Here is a 17703-nt window from a genome sequence, read left to right as displayed (position 1 = left end):
CAGTAAAACAACAGGCTATTCAATGATTCTGATAATTTATGCGCACCCTTATCCGCAGCACTCGCATGCGAATAAGCGGATGCTTGAGCAGGCAAGGACGCTCGAAAACGTAGAGATACGTTCCCTCTATCAACTCTATCCCGATTTTAATATCGATATCGCCGCCGAACAGGAGGCGCTCACCCGTGCCGATCTGATTATCTGGCAACATCCTATGCAGTGGTACAGTACGCCGCCGCTCCTGAAGCTGTGGATCGATAAAGTCTTCTCCCACGGCTGGGCTTACGGCCACAACGGCCATGCGCTAAAAGGCAAAAGCTTGATGTGGGCGGTTACCACCGGCGGTGGGGAAAGCCACTTTGATATTGGTGCCTTCCCGGGGTTTGACGTCCTGGCGCAGCCGCTGCAGGCTACGGCGCTTTACTGCGGGCTGAACTGGCTCCCGCCTTTTGCGATGCATTGCACCTTTGTTTGCGACGATGAAACGCTGCAGGCGCAGGCTCGCCATTATAAACAACGCTTGCTTGAGTGGCAGGAGACGCATCATGGATAGCCATACGCTGATACAGGCGCTGATTTATCTCGGCGCGGCGGCGCTGATTGTGCCGGTGGCGGTACGTCTGGGGCTGGGGTCGGTTCTCGGCTACCTGATTGCGGGCTGCGTCATTGGGCCCTGGGGCTTTCGACTGGTAACGGATGCGGAGGCGATCCTCCATTTCGCTGAAATTGGCGTCGTGCTGATGCTGTTTGTGATTGGTCTGGAGCTGGATCCGCAGAGGTTATGGAAACTTCGCGCCTCGGTATTTGGCGGAGGCGCGCTGCAGATGGTGGCCTGCGGCCTGCTGCTCGGTGGGTTCTGCATCCTGTTGGGCATGGACTGGAAAGTGGCGGAGCTTATCGGCATGACGCTGGCGCTCTCCTCGACGGCCATCGCCATGCAGGCGATGAACGAGCGAAATCTGACGGTCTCGCAGATGGGACGCAGCGCGTTCTCGGTGCTGCTGTTCCAGGATATCGCCGCTATTCCGCTGGTGGCGATGATCCCGCTGCTGGCGGCAAGCGGCTCGTCCACGACGCTGGGGGCGTTTGCGCTGTCGGCATTAAAAGTCGTGGGGGCGCTGGCGCTGGTGGTCCTGCTTGGCCGCTACGTGACCCGCCCGTTACTGCGGTTTGTTGCCCGTTCAGGCCTGCGCGAAGTGTTCAGCGCCGTGGCGCTGTTCCTGGTGTTTGGCTTTGGTTTGCTGCTGGAGGAAGCCGGGCTGTCGATGGCGATGGGGGCGTTCCTCGCAGGCGTTCTGCTGGCGAGCTCTGAATATCGTCACGCGCTGGAAAGCGATATTGAGCCGTTCAAAGGGCTGCTGCTGGGGCTGTTTTTCATCGGCGTGGGGATGTCCGTAGACTTCGGCACGCTGGTCACGCACCCGCTGCGGATCGTCATCCTGCTCGTCGGTTTCCTGATCATTAAAATGGCGATGCTGTGGCTGATTGCGCGTCCATTGAAGGTGCCGAACAAGCAGCGCCGCTGGTTTGCCGTACTGCTGGGTCAGGGGAGCGAATTTGCATTCGTGGTCTTTGGTGCCGCGCAGATGGCAAACGTGCTCGATCCCGAGTGGGCGAAAGCGCTGACGCTGGCAGTCGCGCTGTCGATGGCGGCAACGCCTGTTCTACTGGTGGTGCTGACGCGTCTGGAAAAATCAGGCAGCGAGCAGGAGCGCGAAGCCGACGAGATCGATGAGGAGCAGCCGCGCGTCATCATCGCCGGATTTGGTCGCTACGGGCAGATCGTCGGGCGTTTACTGCTGTCAAGCGGGGTGAAAATGGTGATTCTCGATCACGATCCTGACCATGTCGATACCCTGCGTAAATTTGATATGAAGGTGTTTTACGGCGATGCGACTCGCGTCGATCTGCTGGAATCCGCCGGGGCGGCAAAAGCCGAGGTATTGATTAACGCCATTGACGATCCTGAGACCAGCATGCAGATGGTGGAGCTGGTAAAAGAGCATTTTCCGGGGCTGACCATTATCTCCCGCGCGCGCGATGTGGATCATTACATCCGGCTGCGTCAGGCGGGCGTAGAGGCGCCGGAGCGTGAAACGTTCGAAGGCGCGCTGAAGTCTGGCCGCCTGGCGCTGGAGAATCTGGGGCTCGGCGCGTATGAAGCGCGCGAACGTGCGGACCTGTTCCGCCGCTTTAACACCGGGATGGTGGAAGAGATGGCGGCGATGGCCGGCAGTACGGCCACGGAGCGTGCGGCGGTGTTTAAACGCACCAGCGCCATGCTGACAGAAATCATTAACGAGGATCGCAATCACCTGTCGCTGATCCAACGTCATGGCTGGCAGGGCACGGAAGAGGGCAAGCATACCGGCGATCCGGCTGACGAGCCCGAGAGTAAACCTTCCGCGTGAAGTGGAGTTGCCAGCAATAATAAAAAATTTCTGTATCTTTACTCTGCCGCCAGTCGACGAAAGATTAAGCTTTCCGTATAGTGGCGGCAATTTTTTGCATCCGGGAAATTTTCAATGATCAGTCTGATTGCAGCGCTGGCAGTGGACCGCGTTATCGGTATGGAAAATGCCATGCCGTGGAACCTGCCTGCCGATCTCGCATGGTTTAAACGTACTACGTTAAACAAGCCGGTAGTGATGGGCCGCCTGACCTGGGAGTCGATTGGTCGTCCATTGCCGGGCCGTAAGAATATCGTTATTAGTAGCCAGCCGGGCACTGACGATCGCGTCGAATGGGTTAAGTCCGTTGATGAAGCGATTGCCGCCTGCGGTGACGCCGAAGAGATCATGGTGATCGGCGGCGGCCGTGTGTATGAGCAGTTCCTGCCAAAAGCGCAGAAGCTGTATCTGACCCACATTGATGCGGAAGTGGAAGGGGACACCCATTTCCCGGATTACGATCCGGACGAGTGGGAATCGGTATTCAGCGAGTTCCACGACGCGGATGCACAGAACTCCCACAGCTACTGCTTCGAGATTCTGGAACGTCGTTAAGTGATGTCCCTCTCCCGCCCGGGAGAGGGAATGATTCAGGAGGCAACGGCCTCACTTTCCCCTAAGTCCAGCTGTCGGTTGGACGGCTGAACAAAGTAAGTTTTATCTTCCCAGCGTAAGCAGGTCAACTCTCCGCCCCAGCAGCATCCGGTATCCAGACCGTAGATCCCGTCCGGCGTGCCTTTTCCTTCCAGCGCAGCCCAGTGGCCAAAGACGACGTTGTACTCGCTTGTCACGGGTCCAGGAATGGCAAACCACGGTTTGAGCGGGGCAGGCGCGCTTTCCGGCGTCTCTTTGGAATACATGTCCAGCTGCCCGTTCGGGAAGCAGAAACGCATGCGCGTAAAAGCGTTGGTAATAAAGCGCAGGCGGGCCAGACCGCTGAGATCCTCGCTCCAGTGATTCGGCATATCGCCGTACATGGCATCAAGGAAGAAGGGGTACGAGTCGCTCGCCAGCACCGCCTCAACGTCACGCGCGCAGGTTTTAGCCGTCTCAAGATCCCATTGCGGGGTGATCCCGGCATGAGCCATGACCAGCTTTTTCTCCTCATCGACCTGCAGTAAAGGCTGGCGGCGCAGCCAGTTAATCAGTTCGTCCGCGTCTGGCGCATCCAGCAGGGGAGAGAGACGATCTTTAGGTTTGTTGCGGCTGATCCCGGCAAAGACGGCCAACAGGTGAAGATCGTGATTGCCCAGCACCATGCGCACGCTGTCGCCCAGAGATTTGACGAAACGTAAAACCTCAAGCGAGCCCGGGCCACGCGCGACTAAATCGCCCGTCAGCCAGAGCGTGTCCTGTCCTGGCGTAAAGTCGACCTGTTTTAACAATGCGATCAGTTCATCGTAGCAACCGTGAACGTCGCCAATCAGATATGTAGACATTAGATTAATGAATGAGTGTGGTTACGGCGAGACGGAACACAGGAATAGCAACGTGGAACACATTGCCATCGACGTCGACCATTTCATAATGGCCTTGCATGGTACCCAGCGGCGTTTCAATTACCGCGCCGCTGGTGTACTGATACTCTTCGCCAGGGGCGATGTGGGGCTGTTCACCGACCACACCTTCACCCTGAACTTCAATTTCGCGGCCATTGCCGTTGGTGATAAGCCAGTAGCGCCCGCGCAGCTGCACAGGCATCCGCCCCAGATTGCGAATGGTCACGGTGTAAGCAAAGACAAAACGCTCTTCATCCGGCGAGGATTGCGATTCAACATAGACGCTTTGTACATGGACACATACGCGGGGCGAATCAATCATGGCTTAACTCTCCTTCGGCGGCGCATTTTCGCTGATGTAATTAGCCAGCTTGCAGTACTGCTCTACGGAAATGTTTTCCGCACGCATTGCCGGGTCGATCCCCAGCTCTGCTAACACCTCAACGGTAAACGAATTGCTGAGGCTGTTACGGATCGTTTTACGGCGCTGGTTAAAGGCTTCCGTGGTGATGCGGCTCAGTACACGCAGATCTTTAACCGGATACGGTTTCGTTTTGTGCGGCACAAGGCGCACAACCGCAGAATCTACTTTCGGTGGCGGCGTGAACGCTGATGGCGGTACTTCGAGTACCGGGATCACGTTGCAGTAATATTGTGCCATCACGCTTAAACGACCATACGCTTTACTGTTCGGCCCTGCAACCAGACGGTTAACAACCTCTTTTTGCAACATGAAGTGCATGTCGGCAATGGCATCAGTATAGCTAAAGAGGTGGAACATTAGCGGCGTGGAGATGTTATACGGCAGGTTGCCGAACACGCGCAGCGGCTGGCCCATTTTTTCCGACAGTTCGCCAAAGTTCATGGTCATGGCATCCTGCTGATAGATGGTCAGCTTTGGTCCGAGGAACGGGTGCGTTTGCAGGCGTGCGGCCAGGTCACGGTCCAGTTCGATAACGGTCAGTTCGTCGAGGCGTTCGCCTACTGGCTCGGTCAGTGCGGCAAGGCCCGGGCCGATTTCGACCATAGCCTGACCCTTCTGCGGATTAATAGCAGAGACGATGCTGTCGATCACGAACTGATCGTTGAGAAAGTTTTGCCCGAAGCGTTTACGGGCTAAGTGGCCCTGATGGACTCGATTAGTCATTGAGTATTAACAATCATTTTGATGGCGAGATTAAGCGCCGTAATAAAACTGCCGACATCCGCTTTCCCGTGGCCTGCCAGATCCAGCGCAGTGCCGTGGTCAACGGACGTTCGAATAAAGGGTAAACCGAGGGTGATATTCACCCCGCGGCCAAAGCCCTGGTATTTTAGCACGGGCAGACCCTGATCGTGGTACATCGCGAGGACGGCGTCGGCATTATCCAGGTATTTTGGCTGGAATAGGGTGTCCGCAGGCAGCGGCCCGCTGAGATTCATCCCTTTGGCGCGCATTTCTTCAAGCACCGGAATAATGGTGTCGATCTCTTCGGTGCCCATGTGACCCCCTTCACCCGCGTGCGGATTCAGGCCGCAGACCAGCACATGCGGCTGCGGGATCCCGAATTTTGTCTGCAGATCGTGATGCAGGATCCCGATGATCTCCCGCAGCAGTTCCGGGGTGATGGCATCAGGAATGGCCTTGATCGGTAGATGGGTGGTCACGAGAGCAACGCGCATCGCTTCCGTCGCCAGCATCATCACCACTTTCGGGCTGTGCGAGCGCTCTTCGAAAAACTCGGTATGCCCGGTAAACGGTATGCCCGCTTCGTTGATGACGCCCTTATGCACGGGGCCGGTGATCAGAGCGGCAAATTCCCCCTTCAGGCAACCGTCGCAGGCGCGGGCAAGGGTTTCCACGACGTAGTGGCCATTTTCCGTGCTGAGCTGGCCTGGAACAACGGGAGTACGAAGGGGAACAGAAAGAAGAGTGAGCGTACCGGCCTGCTGTGGTGCGGGCTGTTGGCCTTCAACGTAAGGGATGAGCGTTAAGGGCAGACCGAGCAGATTCGCCCGGTCTTGTAACAGTGTTGCATCCGCGCAAACAACCAGTTCTACTGGCCAGCTGCGCTGGGCGAGCTGGACAACGAGGTCAGGCCCAATCCCGGCTGGTTCGCCGGGAGTGATAACAACACGATGCTGTTTCATTAGTTGCTCAGGACTTTCACGTAAGCACTGGCGCGCTGTTCCTGCATCCAGGTTGCCGCTTCTTCGGAGAACTTACGGTTAAACAGCATACGGTAGGCTCTGTCTTTCTGCGCCGCATCCGTTTTGTCCACGTTGCGGGTGTCCATCAGCTCGAGGAGATGCCAGCCAAATGAAGAGTGAACCGGGGCACTGATCTGGCCTTTATTCAGCTTCATCAGCGCATCGCGGAAGGCAGGATCGTAAATGTCCGCAGCCGCCCAGCCCAGATCGCCGCCCTGGTTCGCAGAGCCAGGATCCTGAGAGAACTCTTTCGCTGCATTGGCAAACGACGTTTTACCGCTCTTAATATCTACGGCAATTTGCTCCAGCTTCGCACGCGCCTGATCGTCAGTCATGATCGGTGACGGCTTCAGCAGAATGTGGCGAGCGTGAACTTCAGTCACGGAGATATTCTGGCTCTGACCGCGCAGATCGTTCACTTTCAGAATGTGGAAGCCCACCCCTGAACGGATTGGACCGACGATATCGCCTTTCTTCGCCGTGCTCAGCGCCTGAGCAAAGATAGATGGCAACTCCTGGATACGTCCCCAGCCCATCTGGCCGCCTTTCAGGGCCTGTTGGTCAGCAGAGTAGGTGATAGCCAGCTTGCCAAAGTCGCCGCCGTTACGCGCCTGGTCGACAATTGAACGTGCCTGACTTTCTGCTTCCGCAGCCTGATCGGACGTTGGGTTCTCTGGCAGTGGGATCAGAATGTGGCTCAGGTTCAACTCTGTGCTCGCATCGTTCTGGTTGCCCACCTGTTTTGCCAGCGCATCCACTTCCTGCGGCAGGATCGTGACGCGACGACGCACTTCGTTGTTACGCACTTCTGAAATCAGCATCTCTTTACGGATCTGGTTACGGTAGGTAGCGTAGCTGATGCCGTCATAGGCCAGACGGCTGCGCATCTGGTCCGGCGACATGTTGTTCTGCTTTGCAATGTTAGCGATAGCCTGATCGAGCTGCTCGTCAGTCACCTTCACGCCCATTTTCTGACCCATCTGCAGGATAATCTGATCCATGATCAGACGCTCCAGAATCTGGTGGCGCAGCGTGGCGTCATCCGGAAGTTGCTGACCCGCTTCGCCCGAATTGAGCTTCACGGATTTCATCAGACCATCAACGTCACTTTCGAGCACGACGCCGTTGTTAACGACAGCGGCGACCTTATCAACAACCTGGGGGGCCGCGAAGCTGGTATTCGCAACCATAGCGACACCAAGCAGCAGCGTTTTCCAGTTCTTCATACTTTTTCCATTTCAATTAACCGCAAAGCGGATTACGTTGTAAATCAAGCACATTACAAAGAACTACTGTACGGCAGAATGTTCGAACGCAGCATCTGATGCGTACCCAGGCCGTAGTTGGAGCTCAGGCCGCGCAGTTCGACATTAAAGCCAATCACGTTATCGTATTTGCTCTGATTGTTTACAGTGTTCCAGCCGTTCAGCTTACGCTCGTAACCGACGCGCAGCGCGTAACAGCAGGAGTTATATTGCAGACCTACCATCTGGTCCGCTGGCTTATTCGCATTAGTGTCAAAGTAGTAAGCGCCTACGATTGACCAGCGGTCGGCGATAGGCCAGCTTGCTGCACCACCAACCTGCGAGATGCCGTCTTTATACTGTTCTGCGCCTGCATAAGAAGGCAATGTTGCCTGAATATATTCCGGGCTGGCATAACGATACGTCAACTGTACCATGCGGTCTTCATCGCGACGGTACTCAATAGCGGCACTGCTTGTGGCGATATTATCGAGGCGAGTGTCATATTGCACACCACCGCGCAGGCCCCAACGGTCAGTCATGCGCCAGTACGTATCTCCCGCCCATACCAGCGATCCCGTTTTGTTGTCTTTCTCCCACTGAATGTTGTCATCGCCGGTGCGAGACTCGGTGAAATAGTAGATTTGACCAACAGAAACGTTAAAACGTTCAACGGCGGCATCATCATAAACGCGCGTTGTGACGCCAGTCGTTAACTGGTTAGCGGAGGCGATACGGTCCAGACCGCCGTAAGTACGATCGCGGAACAGGCCGCTGTAGTCAGACTGCAGCAAAGACGAGTCGTAGTTTTGAATATTGCTCTGATCGCGATACGGCACGTACAAATACTGCATACGCGGCTCAAGCGTCTGGGTATAACCATCCGCCAGCAGGCCCATATCACGCTCGAAGATCAGCTTCCCGTCCATTTTGAACTGCGGGAGCGTTCGGTTAACCGACTCTTCCAGATGCGCATTGTTCGTGGTGTTGTAATTATCAACATTTTTTTGCTGATAGTGGGTCGCCATCAGCTTGGCTTCGGTATTCAGGCTTGCCCAGTCGTTAGACCACGGCAGATTGATCGTCGGCTCCAGGTGAACACGCGTAGCTTCCGGCATGTCCGAATCCGTGTTCACGAAATGTACCGCCTGAGCGTAAACCCGGGTGTCGAATGGACCTACATTATTCTGATACCAGTTAACGTCCAGCTGCGGCTCTGCACCATAGGTAGGCGTGGACTGGTCAGAGAATACCTGGAACTGTTTGGTTGAGACGGTTGCATCAAAGTTCTGCACCGCATAGCCTACGCTGAACTTCTGCGTGGCATAGCCATCCGTGCTCGAACCGTATTTAGACGAGAAGTCGTTAAAATAAGATGAGTCGCTAACTTTGGTATAGTCAACGTTAAAGCGCCACACCTGATCCATCACTCCGGCATGCTGCCAGTAGAATAGCCAGCGGTGTTTATCGCCTTCTGTAGGGTGCTCATCCTGGAAGACCTTATCCGACGGCAGATAATCCAGCTCCATCAGGCCAGCACCGGCCTGAGTCAGATAGCGGAACTCGTTTTCCCACATGATGTTGCCGCGCTTGTGGATATAGTGCGGCGTGATCGTGGCGTCCATGTTGGGCGCGATGTTCCAGTAATACGGCAGGTAGAACTCAAAGTAGTTCGTGGTGCTGTATTTGGCATTCGGGATCAGGAAGCCCGAGCGACGCTTGTCACCCACGGGAAGCTGGAGATAAGGGCTGTAGAATACCGGCACCGGACCCAGCTTAAAGCGTGCGTTCCAGATCTCTGCGACCTGCTCTTCACGGTCATGGATAACTTCGCTCCCGACCACGCTCCAGGTATTTGAACCTGGCAGACATGATGTAAAGGAGCCATTCTCCAGAATCGTATAGCGGTTTTCACCGCGCTGTTTCATCAGGTCTGCTTTACCGCGTCCCTGGCGACCCACCATCTGGTAATCACCTTCCCAGACGTTAGTATCTTTGGTATTCAGGTTTGACCAGGCTTTCGGACCTTTCAGGATGACCTGATTGTCGTCATAGTGCACATTACCCAGCGCATCCACCGTTCGTACCGGCTCGACCGCGCCTTCCGGCTGCTTCTGGTGCAACTGCACTTCATCAGCCTGCAGGCGGCTATTGCCCTGGTTAATATCCACATTGCCCGTAAACGTGGCATTGTCAGGATAAGTACCTTTGGAGCTATCGGCAGTAATGGTTACCGGCAAGCTATTTGTATCGCCCTCCACCAGTGGGCGATTATAACTTGGGACGCCAAGCATACACTGCGAGGCGAGATCGGCCGCCAGCCCCTGTTGACTGTACAGGGCGGAGCCAATCATTGTGGCCAGGAGGGTGGGGATACGTTTTTTCATACGTTATATTTTATTGTTCCGTCATCAGTGGCTACGGCTTACAAACGCTCAGAGACTATCTTACTCATCAGCGCAGTACCAGCGTTAATCCTGCCCGTTTGCGCGCCAGAGTGTTAGGCTCGCTATCGAATGACGAGTATGATAAAGCAAATTATAGGCGATGTCCTTCAATTGACCGTGGCTTGAACACTGTGATGATGACGTTGCGTCGGCAGGGAATATGACTATCCGGGGAGTATATGCAGTATTGGGGTAAAATAATCGGCGTTGCGTTCGCCATCATCATGGGTGCCGGGTTCTGGGGAATTGTGCTTGGGCTTATCATTGGCCATATGTTTGATAAGGCACGCAGCCGCAAAATGGCCTGGTTTGCCAATCAGCGCGAGCGCCAGTCGCTCTTTTTCTCCACCACCTTTGAGGTCATGGGGCACTTAACCAAATCCAAAGGCCGCGTGACCGAAGCGGATATTCAGATTGCCAGCGTTTTTATGGATCGCATGAACCTGCATGGTGAGTCCCGCCTGGCGGCGCAGAATGCGTTTCGCATCGGTAAATCTGATAACTATCCGCTGCGTGAAAAGATGCGCCAGTTCCGTAGCATTTGCTTCGGACGTTTTGATTTAATTCGGATGTTTCTGGAAATCCAAATCCAGGCGGCGTTTGCCGACGGCTCGCTTCACCCCAATGAACGCGATGTCCTGTACGTTATTGCGGAAGAACTGGGTATCTCCCGTATGCAGTTTGACCAGTTCCTGCGCATGATGCAGGGCGGCGCCCAGTTTGGCGGCGGCTATCACCAGCAGTCTTCCGGCGGTGCATGGCAGCAGGCGCAGCGTGGCCCGACGCTGGAAGATGCCTGCAACGTGCTTGGCGTGAAGCCCACGGACGATCAAACCACGATTAAACGTGCCTACCGTAAGCTGATGAGCGAGCATCATCCTGACAAGCTGGTGGCGAAAGGTTTACCGCCGGAAATGATGGAGATGGCGAAGCAAAAAGCGCAGGAAATCCAGAAGGCGTACGAGCTCATTAAAGAGAAGAAAGGTTTCAAATAAGAAAAAGCCCGACAATGTCGGGCTTTTTTTTCAGAAGTCCACCGGGGCTTTAAACGTCATCGCGTTACCGAAAGTAGGGTGGGTGATGGTGAGCGTCTGCGCATGGAGCTGCAGGCGTGGCGCTAACGCCAGGGCCTCTGGCGGGGCGTAGAAGCGGTCACCCAGAATCGGGTGACCCAGCGCAAGCATATGCACGCGCAGCTGGTGTGAACGTCCGGTAATCGGCTTAAGCATGACGCGCGCGGTGTTATCCGGCGCGTACTCCAGCACTTCATATTCGGTTTGCGCGGCCTTGCCGGTTTCATAACACACCTTCTGCTTTGGCCTGTTCGGCCAGTCGCAAATCAGCGGTAAATCCACCAGCCCTTCCGCCTGCGCCGGGTGGCCCCAGACGCGGGCAACATACTGCTTCTTCGGCTCGCGCTCGCGGAACTGACGCTTCAGCTCGCGCTCCGCCGCTTTATTCAGCGCCACCACAATCACGCCGCTGGTGGCCATGTCCAGGCGATGGACGGACTCGGCCTGCGGATAATCGCGCTGAATGCGCGTCATCACGCTGTCCTTGTGATCATCCAGACGGCCCGGCACGGACAATAGGCCGCTCGGCTTGTTGACCACCATAATGTGTTCATCCTGATACAGAATGACCAGCCAGGGATCCTGCGGCGGATTATACGGCTCCATCACCATCTTGCGCTCCGTTTACTGATGCGTCACAACGATAAGACGCAGGGCGTCGAGACGCCATCCCGCCTGATTCAGGCTTTCCAGCACCTGCTGACGGTTGCTTTCAATTGCTGCCAGTTCGTCGTCGCGGATGTTCGGGTTGACCGCTTTTAACGCTTCCAGACGGGACAGCTCGGCAGACAGTTTCTCGTCGGCTTCATTGCGCGCGGCGTCAATCAGGTCTCGGGCCGCTTTTTCGATCTGGATTTCGCCCTGCTGGAGAATGGCGTGCACGTCCTGCTGCACCGCGTTCACCAGCTTGCTGCCGGTATGGCGGTTCACCGCGCTCAGCTGGCGGTTGAAGCTTTCGAACTCCACCTGTCCTGCCAGGTTCGTACCGTTTTTATCCAGCAGCAAACGCACCGGCGTTGGCGGAAGGAAGCGGTTGAGCTGCAGCTGTTTCGGCGCCTGCGCTTCCACAACATAGATCAGCTCCAGCAGCAGCGTGCCTACGGGCAGCGCCTTGTTTTTCAACAGGGAGATGGTGCTGCTGCCGGTATCACCGGAGAGGATCAGATCCAGCCCGTTGCGGATCAGCGGGTGTTCCCAGGTGATGAACTGAGCATCTTCGCGGGACAGCGCCACGTCACGCTCGAAGGTGATGGTACAGCCATCTTCCGGCAGACCCGGGAAATCGGGCACCAGCATGTGGTCTGATGGGGTTAACACGATCAGGTTCTCACCACGATCGTCCTGGTTGATGCCGACGATATCGAACAGGTTCATCGAGAAGCCGATCAGGCTGGTGTCGTCATCTTGTTCTTCAATGCTCTCGGCAAGCGCCTGCGCTTTTTCGCCACCGTTGGAGTGGATCTCCAGCAGGCGGTCGCGGCCCTGTTCAAGCTGCGCCTTCAGCGCTTCATGTTTCTCGCGGCAGGATTTAATCAAATCGTCAAAACCGTCGGTATTTTCCGGCGCGGCCAGGTAACCGATCAGATCGCCATGCACCTGGTCATAAATGGTGCGACCCGTTGGGCAGGTATGCTCAAACGCATCCAGACCTTCGTGATACCAGCGAACCAGAACGGACTGGGCGGTTTTCTCCAGATACGGAACGTGGATCTGAATATCATGCGCCTGGCCGATGCGATCCAGACGTCCGATACGCTGCTCCAGCAGATCCGGGTTGAACGGCAGATCGAACATCACCAGATTGCTGGCGAACTGGAAGTTACGCCCTTCAGAACCGATTTCGGAGCACAGCATCACCTGCGCGCCGCTGTCCTCTTCACTGAACCACGCCGCCGCGCGGTCGCGCTCGACGATGGACATGCCTTCGTGGAACACGGCGGCACGAATGCCTTCGCGCTCGCGCAGAACTTGTTCCAGCTGCAGCGCGGTGGCGGCTTTGGCGCAGATCACCAGCACTTTCTGGGAGCGGTGCGCGGTCAGGTAACCCATCAGCCACTCCACGCGCGGGTCGAAGTTCCACCAGGTGCCGGTATCGCCTTCAAATTCCTGATAAATCTGTTCCGGGTAGAGCATGTCACGCGCGCGCTCTTCCTGAGTTTTGCGCGCGCCCATAATGCCGGAGACTTTAATCGCCGTCTGATACTGCGTCGGCAGCGGAAGCTTGATGGTGTGCAGTTCGCGTTTTGGGAACCCTTTCACGCCGTTACGGGTGTTGCGGAACAGCACGCGGCTGGTGCCGTGACGGTCCATCAGCATGTCGATCAGCTCTTTACGCGCGGATCCCGCATTCTCGCTGTCGCTGTTCGCAGCCTGCAGAAGCGGTTCGATATCCTGCTCGCCAATCAGATCGCTCAGGGTGTTGAGTTCATCGTTTGAGAGACGTTTACCCGCCAGCAGCAGCGCGACGGCATCCGCAACCGGACGGTAGTTGTTCTGCTCTTCCACGAACTGAGCGAAGTCGTGGAAACGGTTTGGATCGAGCAGGCGCAGACGGGCGAAGTGACTTTCCAGACCGAGCTGCTCCGGCGTTGCGGTCAGCAGCAGGACGCCGGGCACGCGCTCGGCAAGCTGTTCAATCGCCATATATTCGCGGCTTGGGGCATCTTCGCTCCACACCAGGTGGTGCGCTTCGTCGACGACCATCAGGTCCCATTCGGCATCGCACAGATGCTCAAGGCGCTGCTTGCTGCGGCGCACGAAATCCAGCGAGCAGATCACCAGCTGTTCGGTTTCAAACGGGTTGTCCGCGTCGTGCTGCGCTTCGGCATAGCGCTCGTCGTCGAACAGGGAGAAGCGCAGGTTAAAGCGGCGCAGCATCTCCACCAGCCACTGGTGCTGGAGGGTTTCAGGCACGACAATCAGCACGCGCTCGGCAGCGCCAGAGAGCAATTGCTGGTGCAGGATCATGCCTGCTTCGATGGTTTTGCCCAGGCCCACTTCGTCGGCAAGCAGCACGCGGGGCGCATGGCGACGGCCCACGTCATGGGCGATATTCAGCTGGTGGGGGATCAGGCTGGTGCGCTGACCGCGCAGGCCACTCCACGGCATGCGGTACTGTTCGCTCTGGAACTTACGCGCGCGGTAGCGCAGGGAGAAGCGATCCATACGGTCGATTTGCCCGGCAAACAGGCGGTCCTGCGGCTTGCTGAACACCAGTTTGCTGTCGAGCAGTACTTCACGCAGGATGACGTTCGTCTCGTCGGTATCAAGACGCGTTCCGATGTAGGCGAGCAGTCCATTCTCTTCTTTTACGTCTTCAACCTTTAGCTGCCAGCCTTCGTGGCTGGTCACGGTGTCGCCCGGATTGAACATTACGCGGGTCACAGGGGAGTCATTGCGAGCGTACAGGCGGTTTTCACCGGTAGCAGGGAAGAGGAGGGTAACCATGCGCGCATCAACGGCAACGACGGTTCCTAATCCAAGTTCGCTTTCTGTATCGCTGATCCAGCGTTGACCAAGTGTAAAAGGCATAGTTGTTCGGCTCTAATCTTTAATTGCAGGCAATAGTTCGACCCCCGTCAAAAAAGACGGTCATCGAAAAATGGGTCCGGGAATGGAAAGGGCGCTATGGTACTGGATGGCAGCCATTTCGTCACGCGTCAAAATAGGCCAAGTTGCCCTGTCACAAGTGTAGCAAAATCGTCGTCGATGAACGGTAAAATTCCCTCCGCAACCGGCTGAAGCTGGCGGGTCAGGTAGTGATCGTAATCGAGAGGCGACTGCTGGTAATCAACGGGCTCCGGCCCGTTCGTTGTCCAGACGTATTTTATCGTCCCCCGGTTCTGATACTGTGGCGCGCGGCCACGGCGTACATTCTCTTCGTCCGCCAGGCGCGCGGCGCGCACGTGGGGCGGAACGTTGCGCTGGTACTCCGCCAGCGGGCGGCGCAGGCGCTTGCGATACACCAGCTGGTCATCCAGCTCGCCGGCCATCAGGCTGGCGATCGTTTCGCGCACGTAGTCCTGATACGGCTCATTGCGAAACACCCGCAGATAGAGCGTCTGCTGGAACTGCTGGGCCAGCGGCGTCCAGTCAGTGCGCACCGTCTCCAGCCCCTTAAACACCATTCTCTGCTTTTCACCCTCCTGGATCAGTCCGGCGTAGCGCTTCTTGCTGCCCTGGTCAGTACCGCGGATGGTGGGCATTAAAAAGCGGGCAAAGTGGGTTTCAAATTCCAGTTCTAATGCGCTGGTTAACCGCTCTTTTTGCAAATGTTCCTGCCACCAGTCGTTTACGAAGGCCACCAGCTCTTTGCCGATTCGTGAGGCGTCGTCTTCTGAATGTGCGCCCTTAAGCCACACAAAGGTTGAATCCGTGTCGCCGTAGATAACGTCATAGCCCCGGGATTCAATCAGCGCTTTGGTCTGACGCATGATGTCGTGTCCGCGCATGGTGATGGACGACGCCAGACGCGGATCGAAGAAGCGGCAGGCGCTGGTACCCAGCACGCCGTAGAAAGCGTTCATAATAATTTTCAGGGCCTGCGAGAGCGGCTTGTTGCCATGACGTTTCGCCTCGTCGCGGCCGTGCCAGATGTTCCCCACAATCTCCGGCAGACAGTGTTTTTCGCGCGAGAAGCGTGCTCCGAGAAAACCTTCGGTGCTGTGCGCGTCGTCTGGCTGCGCCATCCCCTCCACCAGCCCCACCGGGTCAATAAGGAAAGTGCGGATAATTGACGGGTAGAGGCTTTTGTAGTCCAGCACCAGAACCGAGTCATACAGTCCTGGGCGGGAGTCCATCACGTAGCCGCCGGGGCTGGCCTGCGGCGGTACGTCCCCGAGGTTGGGCGCAACATAGCCCGCACGGTGCATTCGTGGGAAATAGAGGTGGCTAAAGGCGGCTACCGAGCCGCCGTGCCTGTCAGCCGCGAGGCCATTTATCGTCGCGCGCTCCAGCAGGAACGGCATGATCTCGGTTTTGTGGAATATCAGCGTCACCAGCTCGCAGTCTTTCAGGTTATAAGTGGCGAGCGCCGGTTTGTCTTCGTTGAAGCGCCGGTCAATCTCGTCCATGCGGTCCCACGGATTGTCGATGGATTTGCCTTCACCGAGCAATTCCTGCGCTACCGCTTCCAGAGAGAAGGAGGAGAAATTCCAGAACGCGGATTTCAGCGCCTCGATGCCGTCGATAATCAGGCGGCCGTTGGCCTGCGCAAAGAACACACCGTTCTTAAAGCCGTGCTCGCGCCACTCCAGCTCCGTATTTCCGCGCCCGAGCATCAGTGGGATGCGATACCGCTCTGCGTGTTTTTGCAGCACGCGCAGGTCAAACTGCACCACGTTCCAGCCGATCAGCACGTCCGGGTCGTGCTCGGCAAACCACTGGTTAAGCTTCTCCAGCAGCTGCGGTCGGCTGTTGACGTACTCAAGCTGAAAATCGAGCGCGGACGCATCGCCGTTCGGCGGTCCGAGCATATAGACAACCCGCTGCCCGCAGCCTTCCAGGCCGATGCAGTACAGCTCGCCGTGACGGGTGGTTTCGATATCCAGGGAAACCCACTTTAGCGGGGGGCGATAATGCGGATTAGGCTTCAGGCGAGCGTTGATAAGGGTGCCGTTTTGCTCAGCGCCGTCAACCCAGACGGGGGCGGTAATAAACCGCTCCATCAGAAAGCGTTCCGGCGGACGAATGTCCGCTTCGTAGAGCGTCACGCCCGCTTCGCGTAGTAATTTTTCGTAGCGCATCAGCTGGCGATGGGCGCGGCAGTATAGGCCATACACCGGCTGACGATGGAAATCTTTTAGCTCAAGAGGAGTGAGGCGCCAGCCGTTCTCATCGCGCAGCAGTTGTTTTACCTTCTCGACGTAATGTTCAGGGATAAACGCCACGGATTCCTGAGGAGGAAGCGTAACGTGCAGCGGGCCGTTATCTGTCGCCAGCCAGAACGCAACCTCGGTGCCCTGAGGGGTATCCCGCCAGTGTCGGGTCAGTAAAAAGCCTTCTTGCGCCTGTGCCACGCCGCCATCCCATAAAACAAAACCAGGCCTGATTATAGCCTGGTTGAATGTTTTATGCTGGGGATATATACAGTTTATTGTCCGTAATAGGCCTTCGCGCCGTGCTTGCGCAGGTAGTGTTTATCCAGCAGGGTTTGCTGCATATCCGGCAACTGCGGTGCCAGCTGGCGGCAGAAGATCCCCATGTAGGCGATTTCCTCCAGCACTATCGCGTTATGCACCGCGTCTTGCGCGTTTTTACCCCAGGCAAACGGGCCGTGGGAGTGCACCAGTACGCCGGGCATTTGCGCCGCGTCGATCCCCTGTTTTTCAAAGGTTTCGACGATCACGTTACCCGTTTCCCATTCGTACTCACCGTTAATCTCCGCATCGGTCATCAGACGCGTGCAGGGAATGGTGCCGTAAAAGTAGTCCGCGTGGGTGGTGCCGGTGGCCGGAATGGACTGGCCCGCCTGCGCCCAGATGGTCGCGTGACGCGAATGGGTATGCACGATGCCGCCGATAGTCGGGAAGGACTGATACAGCAGACGGTGGGTGGGCGTATCGGACGACGGTTTTTTGTTACCTTCCACCACTTCACCCGTTTCGATGCTGACCACGACCATATCCTCTGCGGTCATCACCGTGTAATCCACGCCCGAAGGCTTGATCACGAATACCCCTTTTACCCGGTCAACGGCGCTGACGTTGCCCCAGGTCAGGGTCACCAGGTTATGTTTTGGCAGCGCCAGGTTGGCTTCAAGTACCTGACGTTTGAGATCTTCTAACATCGTTGTCTCCCTG

General features: G+C 56.6%; 14 protein-coding genes. 4 read left to right on the top strand and 10 right to left on the bottom strand.

The genetic code is table 11. The annotated features are described in order from the left end of the window. Positions 1-22: 22 nt before the first annotated feature. From kefF to folA, 3 genes are all read left to right on the top strand, one after another. Entirely contained in the window at positions 23-553 is a 531-nt protein-coding gene (gene kefF / locus ACMWL8_RS10460) for a glutathione-regulated potassium-efflux system oxidoreductase KefF (RefSeq protein WP_045259434.1), read from the top strand. Beyond that, on the top strand, positions 546-2411 hold the full coding sequence (gene kefC, locus ACMWL8_RS10455) for a glutathione-regulated potassium-efflux system protein KefC (protein WP_045259435.1): 1866 nt from the start codon (positions 546-548) through the stop codon (positions 2409-2411). The genes kefF and kefC overlap by 8 nt, the downstream gene beginning before the upstream one ends. A 114-nt stretch (positions 2412-2525) precedes the next feature. Beyond that, positions 2526-3005, top strand: coding sequence for a type 3 dihydrofolate reductase (folA, locus tag ACMWL8_RS10450; RefSeq protein WP_006173915.1), 480 nt, complete (start codon positions 2526-2528; stop codon positions 3003-3005). Between the two features lie 35 nt (positions 3006-3040). Here the strand turns inward: folA and apaH are convergent, their stop codons facing one another. The 6 genes from apaH to lptD are packed head-to-tail and all read right to left on the bottom strand — an operon-like array spanning position 3041 to position 9770. Then, positions 3041-3889 (bottom strand): bis(5'-nucleosyl)-tetraphosphatase (symmetrical) ApaH, encoded by an 849-nt coding sequence (apaH, locus tag ACMWL8_RS10445; RefSeq protein WP_028015478.1) that lies wholly within the window; start codon positions 3887-3889, stop codon positions 3041-3043. A 4-nt stretch (positions 3890-3893) separates the two neighbouring features. Further along, on the bottom strand, positions 3894-4271 hold the full coding sequence (apaG, locus tag ACMWL8_RS10440) for a Co2+/Mg2+ efflux protein ApaG (protein ID WP_241276839.1): 378 nt from the start codon (positions 4269-4271) through the stop codon (positions 3894-3896). Between the two features lie 3 nt (positions 4272-4274). Next, on the bottom strand, positions 4275-5096 hold the full coding sequence (gene rsmA, locus ACMWL8_RS10435) for a 16S rRNA (adenine(1518)-N(6)/adenine(1519)-N(6))-dimethyltransferase RsmA (protein ID WP_028015479.1): 822 nt from the start codon (positions 5094-5096) through the stop codon (positions 4275-4277). Further along, positions 5093-6079 carry a 4-hydroxythreonine-4-phosphate dehydrogenase PdxA gene (gene pdxA, locus ACMWL8_RS10430; protein ID WP_045259436.1) on the bottom strand — a complete coding sequence of 329 codons (987 nt, stop codon included), beginning with the start codon at positions 6077-6079 and terminating at the stop codon, positions 5093-5095. The genes rsmA and pdxA overlap by 4 nt, the downstream gene beginning before the upstream one ends. Further along, on the bottom strand, positions 6079-7365 hold the full coding sequence (surA, locus tag ACMWL8_RS10425) for a peptidylprolyl isomerase SurA (protein ID WP_045259437.1): 1287 nt from the start codon (positions 7363-7365) through the stop codon (positions 6079-6081). The genes pdxA and surA overlap by 1 nt, the downstream gene beginning before the upstream one ends. A gap of 53 nt (positions 7366-7418) precedes the next feature. After that, complete coding sequence (lptD, locus tag ACMWL8_RS10420; RefSeq protein ID WP_045259438.1) at positions 7419-9770, bottom strand: LPS assembly protein LptD; 2352 nt, start codon at positions 9768-9770, stop codon at positions 7419-7421. Positions 9771-10009: 239 nt separating this feature from the next. Between lptD and djlA the strand changes: the two genes are divergently transcribed. Beyond that, the gene (djlA, locus tag ACMWL8_RS10415; RefSeq protein ID WP_028015483.1) at positions 10010-10825 is read left to right on the top strand and encodes a co-chaperone DjlA; all 816 of its coding nucleotides are present in this window, start codon (positions 10010-10012) and stop codon (positions 10823-10825) included. Positions 10826-10855: 30 nt separating this feature from the next. Here djlA and rluA read toward each other — a convergent pair whose 3' ends face one another. The 4 genes from rluA to araD all read right to left on the bottom strand — a co-directional run bounded on the left by rluA (position 10856) and on the right by araD (position 17690). Beyond that, a complete protein-coding gene (gene rluA, locus ACMWL8_RS10410) occupies positions 10856-11515 on the bottom strand; it encodes a bifunctional tRNA pseudouridine(32) synthase/23S rRNA pseudouridine(746) synthase RluA (protein WP_045259439.1) in 660 nt (219 codons plus the stop codon). A gap of 12 nt (positions 11516-11527) precedes the next feature. Continuing rightward, entirely contained in the window at positions 11528-14434 is a 2907-nt protein-coding gene (gene rapA / locus ACMWL8_RS10405) for an RNA polymerase-associated protein RapA (protein ID WP_045259440.1), read from the bottom strand. A 128-nt stretch (positions 14435-14562) separates the two neighbouring features. Next, positions 14563-16920 carry a DNA polymerase II gene (gene polB, locus ACMWL8_RS10400; RefSeq protein WP_045259441.1) on the bottom strand — a complete coding sequence of 786 codons (2358 nt, stop codon included), beginning with the start codon at positions 16918-16920 and terminating at the stop codon, positions 14563-14565. A gap of 74 nt (positions 16921-16994) precedes the next feature. Next, a complete protein-coding gene (araD, locus tag ACMWL8_RS10395) occupies positions 16995-17690 on the bottom strand; it encodes an L-ribulose-5-phosphate 4-epimerase (RefSeq protein WP_045259442.1) in 696 nt (231 codons plus the stop codon). Positions 17691-17703 lie beyond the last annotated feature (13 nt).

Source organism: Enterobacter sp. 04-C-12-SI-ECC, from assembly GCF_047530715.1.
GTDB lineage: Bacteria > Pseudomonadota > Gammaproteobacteria > Enterobacterales > Enterobacteriaceae > Enterobacter > Enterobacter bugandensis.
Note: the sequence above shows the minus strand (reverse complement) of the source record. Positions and strands in the feature narration are given on the sequence as shown.